At 61.3% G+C, this 12,928-nt stretch carries 16 protein-coding genes; 7 read left to right on the forward strand and 9 right to left on the reverse strand.

Annotated features, from left to right (window positions below):
- Position 1: 1 nt before the first annotated feature.
- From ACK6D9_RS00495 to ACK6D9_RS00505, 3 genes are all read right to left on the reverse strand, one after another.
- Positions 2 to 370, reverse strand: a complete 369-nt coding sequence (locus ACK6D9_RS00495; protein ID WP_412051697.1) for a response regulator — start codon at positions 368 to 370, stop codon at positions 2 to 4.
- Between the two features lie 95 nt (positions 371 to 465).
- Complete coding sequence (gene hpt, locus ACK6D9_RS00500; protein ID WP_322989207.1) at positions 466 to 1,008, reverse strand: hypoxanthine phosphoribosyltransferase; 543 nt, start codon at positions 1,006 to 1,008, stop codon at positions 466 to 468.
- A 140-nt stretch (positions 1,009 to 1,148) separates the two neighbouring features.
- Complete coding sequence (locus ACK6D9_RS00505) at positions 1,149 to 1,838, reverse strand: hypothetical protein (protein WP_412050227.1); 690 nt, start codon at positions 1,836 to 1,838, stop codon at positions 1,149 to 1,151.
- Between the two features lie 158 nt (positions 1,839 to 1,996).
- On the opposite strand from ACK6D9_RS00505, the gene ftsE reads away from it, so the two are divergent.
- The 4 genes from ftsE (at position 1,997) to ACK6D9_RS00525 (ending at position 5,344) form a co-directional block, all read left to right on the forward strand.
- Positions 1,997 to 2,656, forward strand: a complete 660-nt coding sequence (gene ftsE / locus ACK6D9_RS00510; protein WP_267654236.1) for a cell division ATP-binding protein FtsE — start codon at positions 1,997 to 1,999, stop codon at positions 2,654 to 2,656.
- Positions 2,649 to 3,641 carry an ABC transporter permease gene (locus tag ACK6D9_RS00515; protein WP_322989205.1) on the forward strand — a complete coding sequence of 331 codons (993 nt, stop codon included), beginning with the start codon at positions 2,649 to 2,651 and terminating at the stop codon, positions 3,639 to 3,641. Before ftsE ends, ACK6D9_RS00515 begins: the two co-directional genes overlap by 8 nt.
- 63 nt (positions 3,642 to 3,704) lie before the next feature.
- Positions 3,705 to 4,436 carry a YdcF family protein gene (locus ACK6D9_RS00520; RefSeq protein WP_412050228.1) on the forward strand — a complete coding sequence of 244 codons (732 nt, stop codon included), beginning with the start codon at positions 3,705 to 3,707 and terminating at the stop codon, positions 4,434 to 4,436.
- Positions 4,437 to 4,540: 104 nt separating this feature from the next.
- Complete coding sequence (locus ACK6D9_RS00525) at positions 4,541 to 5,344, forward strand: lysophospholipid acyltransferase family protein (protein WP_412051698.1); 804 nt, start codon at positions 4,541 to 4,543, stop codon at positions 5,342 to 5,344.
- On the opposite strand, the gene ACK6D9_RS00530 is transcribed toward ACK6D9_RS00525, so the two are convergent.
- Complete coding sequence (locus ACK6D9_RS00530; RefSeq protein ID WP_412050229.1) at positions 5,324 to 5,887, reverse strand: gamma-glutamylcyclotransferase; 564 nt, start codon at positions 5,885 to 5,887, stop codon at positions 5,324 to 5,326. The genes ACK6D9_RS00525 and ACK6D9_RS00530 overlap by 21 nt on opposite strands.
- Positions 5,888 to 6,037: 150 nt before the next feature.
- Between ACK6D9_RS00530 and ACK6D9_RS00535 the strand changes: the two genes are divergently transcribed.
- Positions 6,038 to 7,036: a DUF2125 domain-containing protein gene (locus ACK6D9_RS00535; RefSeq protein ID WP_412050230.1), complete on the forward strand. Its 999-nt coding sequence runs from the start codon at positions 6,038 to 6,040 to the stop codon at positions 7,034 to 7,036.
- Positions 7,037 to 7,090: 54 nt separating this feature from the next.
- On the opposite strand, the gene ACK6D9_RS00540 is transcribed toward ACK6D9_RS00535, so the two are convergent.
- From ACK6D9_RS00540 to ACK6D9_RS00550, 3 genes are all read right to left on the reverse strand, one after another.
- Positions 7,091 to 8,035: a prephenate/arogenate dehydrogenase family protein gene (locus ACK6D9_RS00540; RefSeq protein WP_322989200.1), complete on the reverse strand. Its 945-nt coding sequence runs from the start codon at positions 8,033 to 8,035 to the stop codon at positions 7,091 to 7,093.
- Entirely contained in the window at positions 8,032 to 9,141 is a 1,110-nt protein-coding gene (gene hisC, locus ACK6D9_RS00545) for a histidinol-phosphate transaminase (protein WP_412050231.1), read from the reverse strand. Before hisC ends, ACK6D9_RS00540 begins: the two co-directional genes overlap by 4 nt.
- Positions 9,142 to 9,223: 82 nt before the next feature.
- The gene (locus ACK6D9_RS00550) at positions 9,224 to 9,991 is read right to left on the reverse strand and encodes a class I SAM-dependent methyltransferase (RefSeq protein WP_322989198.1); all 768 of its coding nucleotides are present in this window, start codon (positions 9,989 to 9,991) and stop codon (positions 9,224 to 9,226) included.
- A 179-nt stretch (positions 9,992 to 10,170) separates the two neighbouring features.
- Here ACK6D9_RS00550 and gloB point away from each other — a divergent pair, with 179 nt between their 5' ends.
- Both gloB and ACK6D9_RS00560 read left to right on the forward strand, forming a co-directional pair.
- Positions 10,171 to 10,941, forward strand: a complete 771-nt coding sequence (gene gloB / locus ACK6D9_RS00555) for a hydroxyacylglutathione hydrolase (protein WP_412050232.1) — start codon at positions 10,171 to 10,173, stop codon at positions 10,939 to 10,941.
- 2 nt (positions 10,942 to 10,943) lie between these two features.
- The gene (locus tag ACK6D9_RS00560; protein WP_412050233.1) at positions 10,944 to 11,414 is read left to right on the forward strand and encodes a cupin domain-containing protein; all 471 of its coding nucleotides are present in this window, start codon (positions 10,944 to 10,946) and stop codon (positions 11,412 to 11,414) included.
- Here ACK6D9_RS00560 and ACK6D9_RS00565 read toward each other — a convergent pair.
- Together ACK6D9_RS00565 and ACK6D9_RS00570 are read right to left on the reverse strand one after the other, a co-directional pair.
- Entirely contained in the window at positions 11,392 to 12,039 is a 648-nt protein-coding gene (locus ACK6D9_RS00565) for a lysoplasmalogenase family protein (RefSeq protein ID WP_412050234.1), read from the reverse strand. The genes ACK6D9_RS00560 and ACK6D9_RS00565 overlap by 23 nt on opposite strands.
- Entirely contained in the window at positions 12,036 to 12,911 is an 876-nt protein-coding gene (locus tag ACK6D9_RS00570; protein WP_412050235.1) for a DMT family transporter, read from the reverse strand. The genes ACK6D9_RS00565 and ACK6D9_RS00570 overlap by 4 nt, the downstream gene beginning before the upstream one ends.
- Positions 12,912 to 12,928 lie beyond the last annotated feature (17 nt).

Raw genomic sequence — 12,928 nt, forward strand, 5'->3', positions numbered from 1 at the left:
ATCAGGCAGCCTGGGCCACAAGCGCGTCAGCCACCGCCTGCCGGATCTGCGGCAGGGTGAAAGGCTTGTCCACGACGTCGACAACAATGCGCATCAGCAGTTCGGCCCGTTCGCGCTGTTCGGCAAAACCTGTCATCAGCAGGATCGGCATCTGCGGAACCAACGCGGCGGCCTCGCCGGCAAGCTCGATCCCGTCCATCGCCGGCATCCGGATATCGGAGAGCAGCAGGTCAAACGCTTCGGCCTGGAGATGCTCGAGCGCTTCGGCGCCATCACCGGCCTGCACGGTATGGTGACCGTCCATTTCGAGCGCCCGGGCAACGAATCGCCGCAACGAGTCTTCGTCTTCGGCAATCAGGATTCTCGCCATCATCTGTCCCCTTTAGTGGTCAGGGAAAACTAGCGGTCAAAACTTGCCGCAACATGAACGGCGGCGTGATCAGTTCTTGCAGGTGCGTTAAGCTTTCAGGCGTCGCCCTTGACCACGCCAACGAAGGGCAACTCGCGAAACGCATAGGCCACATCCATGCCGTAACCGACCACGAAATAATCTGGGCATTCAAAGCCGACATATTCGGCATCGAGCGTGCCTTCACGGCGCGAGCGCTTGTCCAGCAACACGGCGATATCGACATTGTTGGCGCCGCGTTCAAACATCAATTCGCGGGCGAACCTCAGGGTCCGGCCCGATTCGAGAATATCGTCAATCAGCAGGATGTCGCGGCCGCGCACGTCGCTGTCGATATCCTTGATGATCTTGACGCCCCGGCTGGTGGTGCCCTTGCCATAGCTTGACAGCGTGATGAATTCGACTTCGGGCTCAAGCCCCGCCTCATGCAGGGCGCGGATCAAATCAGCCGCGAAAATGAACGACCCCTTGAGGATCGAGATCACCAGCAGATCCTTCTTAGGATTGATGGCGATTTCCGCCGCCATGGTACGATTGCGTTCCGCAATCACCTCGGCGCTAAACAGGGGCTCGATATTTTTTCCGCGCACAACCGGCATTCGGCTCTCCAGACAAGCTGACTCTGATGCCGCCCACTCCTAGAGCCCTTCGCCCTCAATTGAAAGTCGTTTGACGCGCGGATGCGAAAAGCACGCCCGGATCATACCGCGGCTTGCGGTCAGCGCAGCCGTGGCTGGTTTCAGTCGCTGTTGGGCCTGATCATCAGGATCGACCCTGCCCGTTCAATCCGCGCCGGACGGGGTTTGGGGTAAATGATCGACGCCACTGCCGGGCTCGGCGGCAAAATCACGATCGATGATGTCACCACCGGATCAGGCTTGAGCAGTGTCGCTTTGGAAACAAGCTTCGCGGGCGCGGCAGGGGCCGTAACCGTCGAAACCTGCACGGGTGTCGCTGGCTCAAGCAGCAGGACATGGCCGCCAGTCATCCAGAAGGCGGCAACGGCGATGATGCCCACCGTGAGGGCGAACGCGGCCCAGGCCTTGGGCTCGCCGCCCCTGCTGGCGGCATTGGACGCTATCCCGCCAGCAAACACGCCAAGGCGGTCATTCGGACCGACACCAATTGCTGATGACGGATCTGGGCCACGACGCTCCGGCGCCACAAAATCGCGCGGAACCGGCCCATAGGACGGGAAATCGGCCATGCGGGATCTGAAAGCCTGGCTGTCGCGCCGCACCATGGCTGGTTCGGTCTGCACTTGACGGGGTTTACCCAGCGTTTCAAAACTGGCGTCCTCGACATCCCGGACCACACTACGCGTCTTGCGTGCCCGGTCAGGCATCAGCAGATCGCTGGATCCAGGGTCGATCGCCTGTGTCGCGCGGCCTGAAAAGCCCATCGCTGCCCCCATTTCGGCCTCTGCCATACAGAAGCCATTGAAACATCTCTTACCGATGCGTAAACGGAATTGGTTAATGCTTCACGAACAGACCTTTTGCACCCGCAGACAGCCGGTCTGTTTTAACCCAGCGTTAACCATACCGGGCGACTTTGCGGATTGGCCTCCGGAACAGGATACGACCGTTGATTCATTTCGAAAATGTCGGATTGCGCTATGGCATGGGGCCAGAAATTCTGCGCGACCTGACTTTTGACATCCCGAAAAAGTCCTTTCAGTTCCTCACCGGGCCGTCTGGCGCAGGCAAGACCACGCTGATGCGGCTGTTGTTCATGTCGCTCAAACCGACGCGTGGCCTGATTCGCATGTTCGATCGCGACATCTCCGTCATTCCCGGCGAGGAACTGCCCCTGCTGCGCCGCCGGATCGGCATCGTCTTCCAGGATTTTCGGCTTCTCGACCATATGACGACCTATGAAAATGTCGCCTTGCCGCTGAGAGTCCGTGGCAAGGACGAATCCAGTTATCGTTCCGATGTGATCGAATTGCTCAAATGGGTCGGCCTCGGTGAACGCATCAATGTGCTGCCGCCGGTGCTTTCCGGTGGCGAAAAGCAGCGTGTGGCAATTGCCCGCGCCCTGATCGACCAGCCGGAAATCCTTTTGGCCGACGAGCCGACCGGCAATGTCGACCCGCCGATGGCCCAGCGCCTGCTCAATCTGTTCACCGAGCTCAACCGGCTTGGCACTGCCGTGGTGATTGCCACCCATGACTTGTCGCTGATGGACCGGGTGGATGCCCGACGCATGATCTTGTCCGAAGGACGGCTCGACATCTATGACTGAGCCCGCCCCCCGCCAAACAGATAGCCAGAAGAAGGAGCGCCTGGTCAGCCTGCGTCCGACCGCGCCGATCGTGCCGCCGGTCAATGTGTCTGGTCGGGCACTGATGGTGGTGATCGCCATCATGTCGTTTCTCTGTGCTGTAACCCTCGGCACCGTGACCATGGTGCAGGAAAAGGCGGAAACCTGGCAGGGGGACGTGGCCAGCGAAATCACCATCCAGGTCAAACCCGCCGATGGCCTCGACATGGAAAAGGCCCTTCTTGACGTTCGCGCCGTTGCGCTGTCGTTTCCCGGTGCATTGACGGCCGAAATCGTTGATCGCCGCGCGACCGCCAGGCTGCTGGAGCCATGGCTTGGCGAAGGCTTCGACATGGACGCACTTCCTGTGCCACGGCTGGTGATTGTCACCATTGACGAGACCGCGCCGCCCGATTTCAGCGCCATCCGCCAGTCCCTTGCCGCGACAGTGCCCTCAGCCACCCTGGATGATCACCGCGCCTGGGCCAGCCGGCTGATTACCATGGCCCGGATTACCGTTTTTGTCGGCGTCGGCATTCTGGCGCTGATGTTTGCCACCACCATGCTGACGGTGATTTTCGCCACACGCGGCGCGATGGTCGGCAATCGCCACATCGTCGAGGTGCTTCATTTCGTCGGCGCCGAGACCGGCTTCATCGCCGCCGAGTTCCAGAAGCATTTTCTGATCATTGGACTCAAGGGCGCAGCAATCGGCGGCGGCCTGGCGACAGCGGCGTTTCTGGTTCTGGGTTTTTGGCAATCCAACAGCATGGCCACGGCACTCAACGACCAGGTGACCGCACTGTTCGGCCGTTTCACCCTTAGTAGTGCTGGGTATTTCGGCATTATCGGCATCGTGGTGCTGATCGCCGGCATGACGGCACTTACCACCCGCCTCACGGTGATTCGCACGATCGGCGAGATCGATCGCCAGCGCGCTGACCCTTCGCTGTTGGAAATCGGTTAATTCGCCTGCTTTTTGCCGCAAATCCGTCTGGTCCTTGCCGGAATCTCGGGGTATTCATGCGTAATGAGCATGGAATCCGCCCAGCCTCGTCCGGCTCCGCCGGAGGCCGCCAAGACTGATGCGATCCATCGTCTCCGGCGGGTGGGTCACCATGGTCTGCGCATATTCACCATTGCCGCCATCGTTGGCATCACACTGGCGGCGATGGGGTTCTTCCGCTTCACCGACACAATCGCCGACCTGAAGGCAACCGGAATGCCCGAGGAAGTCGATGCCATCGTCGCGCTGACCGGTGGCTACCAGCGCGTTGACCAGGCCCTGGCGCTGCTCGAACAGGGCGTCGGCAAGCGGCTGCTGATCTCGGGCGTCAATCCTTCGACAACAAGTGCCGCATTGCGCCGCGCCACCGGCACCAAAAGCGCAACCTTCAATTGCTGCGTTGATATCGGCTACGAGGCGCTCGATACCATCGGCAATGCCAATGAAACCGCCAGCTGGATCCGTCAACGCGGCTACGAGCGGATCCTGGTGGTGACCAACAACTACCATATGCCGCGCAGCCTGCTGGAACTGTCGCAAGCCAGCCCCGACGTCACTTTCGTCGCCTACCCGGTCACCCACGCGGACCTGAAGACCGAAGCCTGGCTGTCAGATCCCGTGGCATTGCGCACGCTGTTTACCGAATATGCCAAATATTCGCTGGCGAGGCTGCGTAACTGGACCGGGGCCAAAACCGCAAGCGGATTGCGCGCCGACGTCACCGCACAGCGGCCAATAACCGCCACACTCAACTGATTTTCCCGGGGTAACCGGTTTTCGATAGCGCGCTGATGGTGTAACCGGAAGCAACGGCCCCGCCGAGACCCTCGGCGATGGCGAACGCCAAACCGGATCCTGCCATGATCGTTTTCCGCTCCATCCTGTTCAATATCGCGTTTTACCTGAACCTGATCGGGCGGATGATTATTTTCTCTCCCTATTTTTTTCTGGTCACTCGCAAGACTGCTTGGAGCGTGCCGAAAAACTGGGTACGGGCCAACCACTGGCTGCAGGCAAAGATTGTCGGCACCACTTTCGAGATCGAGGGATTGGAGAACATCCCCGAGGGCGGCTACATCTTTGCCCCCAAGCACCAGTCCTTCTGGGATGCCTACGGGCTTCTGCCCTGGCTTGATGATCCGGTCTATATTCTCAAGCGGGAACTCACCTGGATTCCCCTGTTTGGCCAATACATTCGGAAAATGCGGATGATTCCAGTCAATCGCGGTGCTCGCGGCAAGGTCATGGCGGCTGTGCTGGAGCGGACAAAACGCGAGATGGAAAGCGGCCGCCAGCTGATCATCTACCCCGAAGGCACGCGCCGGTCTCCAGGCGCCCCACCGTCCTACAAATTTGGCATTGCCCGGCTTTACCGAGACCTGCAGGTGCCTGTCGTGCCCGTGGTCATGCATCCCGGTCTGTTCTGGCCGCGGCGCAAGTTCTTGCGCTTTCCCGGCCATTTCAAGGTTCAGATCCTGCCGGCGATCCCTGCCGGCATGAACCCCGACGCCTTCATGGATCAGCTCACCGAGGTGATGGAGACGGCCAGTGACAAGCTGCTGGTCGAAACCGTGGCCGCCAATCCGCATCTGCCGCTGCGCGAGGACGCCCGCCGCAGACTCGCCGAACTTGGAGCAGCTCCGTCAGGCGCGCAGGCGGACTGATCCCGCGAGCGCGTCTGCCTCAAGCCTGTGAGCGATGGCCTCGAGATGCTGGTCGCGGATACCCAAAGTCCGCAGATGCGCCACGGTGTTGAGGACATAGGCCTCGTTAGGTCCGGATTGACCCTTGGCGCCATTCACCGCCGACAACGCCTCATCCACCGACAGCCCGCCGGCATATTGTTGGTGCGCCCGGTCGACCACATAGGTCAGCGCAGTCACTTGTTGTCCGGTGTCGAGCCGTAGCCGCCGCGTCGCCTCGCGATAGACATGGGTCACCAGTTCGCGCCCCCGCAGGTACTCGATTACCGCCTCGCGGTTTTCGGGTTTGACCCGGAAGGCAACGCCGTGGCAGGAGCCACCCCGGTCAAGCCCGAGTACCAGTCCCGGCCGCTGCGGCGTGCCGCGATGAACGAATGAGCGGACGCACAATGCGCGGTGATGACCGAACAGCCGCGCCTGCAGGGCTTGTTCATGGTCAAAGCCCGGCCGCCACATCAGCGACCCGTAGCCAAACACCCAAAAATCGTCCATATCCGCGCCCATGTTGCACCCCGCGTGTCGCCACAATGCGCACACCCGGGCATGCCAAACCGATTCGGTGTCCGGAACCGGCAGCGCACCCCGTATCGGTCTGCCGCCGGCGCATACAGCCACCTTCCCCGCTCTTATGGCAGGGCCAGCAGGGAGAACGCAATGCCATCTACCAATCCGGCCACCCGCCCATCGTCGCGACGGTTTGTCTGGCTCGGGGTGGCAATCCTCGCCGCCATCGCGCTGTGGACCATCGGCTGGTATACGGTTGCCGCCCGGATCGAGGCGCACTTACCCGTGGCCATGCAGCAGATTGCCGGAACCGACGCCAGCGCCGAATGCGCCAATGCTGAAATTCGGGGCTATCCGTTCCGCTTCGGCCTGTTTTGCGACCGGCTGGGCTACATCAACCCAAAGGACGCCCTGGCACTGGAAGCAGGCGCTCTGCGATCAGCCGCACAATTTTATCGCCCCGGTCATGTTGTCTCCGAGATTGACGGCCCGCTGCTCATTTCGGCGCCGGGACTGGAACTGCAAATCGACTGGCAAATCCTGCAATCGAGCATTCGCGCGACAACCTTGGGGCTTGATCGCGGATCGATCGACAGCCGCAATGTCAGCATCGACATCGACGGCACAGGCCTCCAGCAAAAACTGGCACTGGCCGCCGAGTGCTTCACCGCCCATGCACGCAAGAACGGCCTCGACCTCGACATCGCAGCCTATGGCGAGCATGTGCGCGGCAACATCATCGCCGACACCGGTGCCAGCACGCTTACCCTGGAGGCAACTCTGCCAGGCCGGGCCGGATTGCTGGACATGCCGTATCAACCGCTATTGCCGCCCTATGAAGCACAAGTCCATCGGCTTTCTGTCAGCTTTGAAGGAGATGTCTCGCTTGAAATTACGGGCCCCGTCCGCATTGCTGCCGACGGACTGGTATCGGGCGATCTGCAAATATCGATCCGTGGTCAGGACCAGATTGCCGAGATCGTCGCCAGGTTTAACCCCGAGATGGGCGAAAATGTGCGCCGGTTCGGCCCGATGCTCGCCGCGCTCGACAGCGTGCCCGGCGATGACGCCATCACCCTGCCGCTGACGATCCGCAACGGCAACCTTTCCATGGGGATGTTTCCGCTGGGCCGGTTGCCAGCGCTATAGCCAACCTTCAGCGGGCCAGCCCGGCTCGTGGCATCCTCACCGACACATCCAAACTCACTCGCCAGGGCCGGCAGGCTCCGTCTTGTGCACGTTGCGGCCGAAGTTCGGTTCGTCCGTATCCTGCCCCGCCTCGATGATCGAGCGACGGATACCGCGCGTCCGCGTGAACAGCTCAAGCAGCTTGTCACCATCACCCCAGCGGATTGATCGTTGCAGCGACGACAGGTCTTCGGAAAACCGCGCCAGCATTTCCAGGATGGCATCCTTGTTGTGCAGGCAGACATCGCGCCACATCACCGGGTCCGACGCTGCCAGACGGGTAAAATCGCGGAAACCCGAGGCCGAGTACTTGATCACTTCGGATTTGGTCACCGCTTCCAGATCGTCTGCGGTGCCGACGATATTATAGGCAATAATGTGCGGCAGATGCGAAACGATCGCCAGCACCAGGTCATGATGATCGGGATCCATCCGGTCGACGGTCGAACCGCAGGCCTGCCAGAACTGGCCAAGCCGTTCGATCGCATCGGCATCGGTTCCCTCGGTCGGGGTCAGGATGCACCAGCGGTCCTGGAACAGTTCGGCAAATCCCGCAGCCGGACCGCTCTGCTCGGTACCAGCAATCGGGTGACCAGCAATGAAATGCGCGTGGGCCGGGATATGCGGCGCCATCTGCCTAACCACAGAAGCCTTGGTCGAGCCGACATCGGTAACGATCGCGCCCGGTTTGAGGTGCGGACCTATTTCAATCGCCACCGCTTCCGACGCGCCGACCGGCACGGAGACAATCACCAGATCGGCATCCCTGACAGCCTCGGCGTTGGATTGGTAATAGCTGTCGCCAAGTTCAAGCGCCTGCGCCTGGGCAAGCGTCTCGGCGCTTCTGGTGGCTATTGCCACGTGACCCGCCAGTCCTTTGGCAGCAATCACCCGCGCCAGCGACGAGCCGATAAGCCCGATGCCGATCAGGGCGACATTCTCGAACATGGGTGTGCTCATGACGGTTGAGCCATGAACTCTCTCAAGGCCTCGAGCACGCCCAGATTGGCTTCCGCGTCACCGATCGTCATCCTCAGCGCATCAGGAAGGCCATACCCCGAAACCCGGCGCAGCACATAACCGCGCGCGCACAGATATTCGTCGGCCTCCGCTGCGGTCTTGCCCGGCGTCGTCGGAAAATGCACCAACACGAAATTGCCTACCGACGGTGTCACCGACAGGCCCAGCGCTTGCAGCCCCTCGCTGACCCGGCCGAGCCAGGCCTCGTTGTGCTCCACGGCTCGTTCGACATGCTCGCGATCGCCGATCGCCGCCGCGCCGGCAACGATTGCCAGGGCGTTGACGTTGAACGGTCCGCGCACCCGGTTGCAGGCGTCGATGATCGCCTCATGGGCATACATCCAGCCGATCCGGAGACCGGCAAGACCATGGATCTTAGAAAAAGTCCGGGTCATCACCACATTGGGACTGGCTGAAACCAGCTCGATGCCGGCTTCGTAATCATTGCGGCGGACATATTCCGCGTAAGCCGCGTCCAGCACCAGAATCACATGGCGCGGCAGCGCCGCATGCAGCCGCTTGACTTCATTGACCGGAACATAGGTGCCGGTCGGATTGTTCGGATTGGCAAGGAAAACCAGCTTGGTCCGCTCGGTAACGGCAGCCAGGATCCGGTCGACATCGACATTGAGATCATCATTGTCGGCAACCGTCACCGGGGTGGCACCGGCGGCCATGATCTGGATCTTGTAGACCAGGAACCCGTGTTCGGTGAACAGGCCTTCGTCTCCGGGCCCGAGATAGGTCTGGCACAAGAGACCAAGCAGTTCATCCGAACCGTTGCCACACAGGATGTTGTCGGGGTTAAGCCCGTAGGCGCGCCCGATCGCCTCTCGCAGCACATGCGCGGAACCATCCGGGTAGATCGCCAGATTGGCGCTTCTGGCCGCGATTGCCTCGGCGACCTTCGGGCTCGGACCCAGCGGTGATTCGTTTGAGGACAGCTTGTAGACCTTTGCCACGCCATGGGCGGTCTCGCGGCCCGGAACATAGGCTGCAATATCCATAACGCCCGATTTGGGACGTGGCATGTCGGTGCTGCTCATGGGGAAGGCTCCTTGCTTGCGGAAGGCCGAAAATAATGGGGCGGAAATAACCCCTTGCGGCGATCTTGTCGAGAGACTGCGCTCAGTGCGCAGCGTTGTCAGTCGAATTGCCCCGGCGATGCGCTGCACGCGAGGTCTGCGGCGACAGCACCGGCACGAACACTCGGCGTGACGCCCGCGCCGCCACCGGCAGGCCCTGATAGAGCCGCTTCTGCGCCTCGACCACGATCACGCCCGAAAAAACCGGCCACATCCTGCGGCCGATCCGCTCGAAAATGCCCCGCAAGCGCAGCAGCACCGCACGGTCAGATGGCGGGAAGAACAGCGCCTCGGCAAACGCTCCCGGAGTAAAATTGCTTTCCCGCAACAGCCGTACCAATTGGCCACGCGAATAGGGTCGGCCAGCACCGAAGGGCGTGTGCTCGAACCGGGCCCAGACGCCACGCCGGTTGGGTGCAACGATCACCAGCCTGCCGCCCGGCGCCAGCACCCGCCAAAGCTCCATCAGCGTTTCCCGTGGATTTTCGGCAAATTCCAGCGAATGTACCATCAGAATCCGGTCGAGCGAGGCGTCGGGCAACGGCAGTTCCTCGTCAAACACCAGGGCAGTGGCCGAGGGCCCGCCCGATGGCCAGTTCACCGCGCCCTGCCCGGCTGGCATGAACGCGAATGTCCGTTCCGCGTCAGGGCGGAACCGGTCGAGATAGGGTGCGGCATAGCCCATTCCCATCAGCCGCTCTCCCGGCAGGCTGGCCCAGATCGACGACAGTGCCATCGCCACCGAATGTTCCGCAAACCGCCCGAGGCGGGAATGATAAAACTGTCGCAGCTCGACGATATCGGTATGCATGGTTGGTGTCCCGAACGCATCAATTGGCCGTTGTCCTGACAATACACCCTCAACATGGCGCAATTGCCAGTAAAATCATCCTGCAAGCAGCCCGAGGCGGCTGCGACATGACCAAGGTGACGGATCGAACCGCTGCAGCTATGATTTCAGAATTGATTCCAAAGTCGAAGGGGAGCCCCGTGACGAGCTTGATGATCGAACAATTCACCTGCCGGCGCGACAATTTCGGAGTGATCCTGCACGATCCGCTCACCGGCGACACGGCGAGCATTGATGCGCCCGACGGAACCGTGATTGCCGAACGCCTCCGGCAAAACGGCTGGGCGCTCACGCACCTGTTCATTACCCATCACCACTCCGATCATGTCGAAGGTATCGCAGCTCTTGCCATACCCCATTCGCCAAAGATCATCGGTCCGGCAGCCGAGGCAGGAGCGATCCCCGGATTGACCCGGACTGTCGGCGATGGTGATACTTTCAAGTTCGCGGGCCGAACCGTGGAAGTCATTTCAACGCCTGGCCACACCGCAGGTCACATCTGTTTTTATATTCCCGAGGAGAAATTGCTGTTTGCCGGGGATACATTGTTCGCCCTCGGCTGCGGCCGGCTTTTTGAAGGGTCTCCGGAAGACATGTTCGGCTCGCTCTCCCGCCTCGGCGAGCTTCCCGATGAAACCCGGGTCTATTGCGGCCACGAATACACCCAGTCCAACGCCAATTTCGCCGTCATCATCGACCCCGACAACCAGGCATTAGCTGACAGGATGAAGGATATTGTCGGCTTGCGCGCAAAGGGTCTGCCCACCTTGCCCACCACCATCGGCTATGAAAAGCGCACCAACCCATTCATGCGCACCAACGATGCCGGCATCCGCAAGCAGCTCGGCATGGAATCAGCCAGCGATGTCGAGGTTTTTGCCGAGCTGCGCCGGCGCAAGGATGGTTTTTAAGCATGGATCCGACACTCACTGCACGCGACATCATCGCCACCCTCGACATGAAGGAACATCCCGAGGGTGGCTGGTACCTTGAAACCTTCCGCGATACCGAGGGTGGCCCACGCGGCCATTCGACCGCTATCTACTATCTGCTCGAAGGCGGCGACTGCTCCCATTGGCACCGCGTTACAGACGCCACCGAAATCTGGCACTGGCATGGTGGTGGCCCGCTGGCGCTGACCTTGTCGTCTGACGAATGCAACGCCCAATCCCACCGTCTGGGAATGAACCTGGCCGCGGGCGAACGGCCGCAACTGGTGGTGCCTGCGGGATGCTGGCAAACCGCAGCATCGCTCGGCGCCTGGACACTGGTTGGCTGCACTGTGGCACCAGGTTTTGAATTTTCCAGCTTTGAGATGGCCGCGCCCGACTGGCGACCTTCGCCCTATGACGGCGCGCCGCTCAAACCAGAAGGCCGCGGGTAATCAGCACCTGTCCTGAATAATAGAGCACCCAGACAGCAATGCTGCTGGCGCGCCGGGCCGGGCTGTCCTTTGTCATCAGGAACTTTTCCGTGCCCAGAATCGCGTCCGATGCCATGAACAGCACCACGCCTGCCAGCACCTGCCCGCCAAGCGTCACGCCGCCAAGTCCCATGCAGGCAATCGCCAGCACATAGGCTGCCACCGGCAACGCCAGCGCCCCTGCCCCACGCACCATCACGAAACCGACCACCAGTGCGAAGACCACAACCGCGGCCAGACCCGGCAGCACATCAAGGCTGAACCCGGGCCCAGACGATATGAACAGCACCGCATAGAGAATATGCGCCATCAGGAAGCTGCCGAGCCCGCCGAGAAACGCCGCCTGGCCCTCATGCGCCAAAAACGCGTCGCCAAGCGCCGAGAGCGCCAGCGCGAAGATCAGCAGCAGCGGTCCATCGACGGCCAGCGCCATCACCGACAGGGCTGCAACCGCCGCGGTCTTGGCCACGGTCCGTATCAGCGAGGTCGGCCGCTGCAGCATCAGCAAAAAGGCCACAAAGCCCAGCAGCGAAATCAGCAAACAGGCAAGCACCGCGCCATTGTGGTTCTGCAGAAACGTGCTCATTTTCGCTTTTTCCGCTTCAACAGATCCTTGGCCGCCAGAAAGGCGCCGCCGGTAATAAGCATCGCCGCCACCGCAATCGTGAGCGTCGCCTCACCATAGCCGAAGCCAATCAGAATCAGCGTCGACAGCAAGGGCGCTGCATAACTGGCCACGCCCAGGATCTGGATATTGCCGTTCTTGACACCGTAATCCCATGCGTAGAACGCCAGCCCCACCGGCCCCAGCCCGAGACCAATAACGGCGAACCATTGCCCGGGGGTCGCAGGCCAGACCGTGGTTTCCATCAGCAGATGGAACAGAAGCGACGCCACCGCCGACATCATGCAGAACCCGGTGATCACATCCGTAGGCGTGGAGCCGAAGCGCCGCGACAGCAGCGAATAGCTCGACCATGTGAGTGCGGCGAGCACCGCCGCGCCGTAGCCGATCAGGCTGCCACCGCCAAATCCACCATCCGCGCCCTGCAACAGGATCAGCGCCGTTCCCGACAGTCCCAGAAGCGCACCTGCCACATGGTGCCAGCCAAGCCGTTCATCCGGCAGCAGCGCCGAGCCGACGACGATCAGCAGCGGCCAGACATAGGCAATCAGACCAGCCTCGACCGCCGGGGCGTTTCTGAGCGCGGTAAAATAGAGAAAATGATAGCCGAACAAGCCAAACAGCCCCAACGCCCAGACCTTGGCAGGCTGCCGCAAGGCGCGAAACCGGGATGGCTGCCTGAGCATCGCCGACACGCCGATCACCGACCCGATGGCAAAGCAGATCGCCGAAAGCTGGAATGGCGGCATCGTGCCCGAGGCCGCCGTCAGCACCGCCAGGGACGACCACATGATGATCGCCAAGAACCCGACAAGGGTAGGAATTTTCTGCAAGTTGCGACCCCTTCAAA

It is taken from the genome of Hoeflea sp. Naph1, from assembly GCF_046837775.1.
Taxonomy (GTDB): domain Bacteria; phylum Pseudomonadota; class Alphaproteobacteria; order Rhizobiales; family Rhizobiaceae; genus Hoeflea.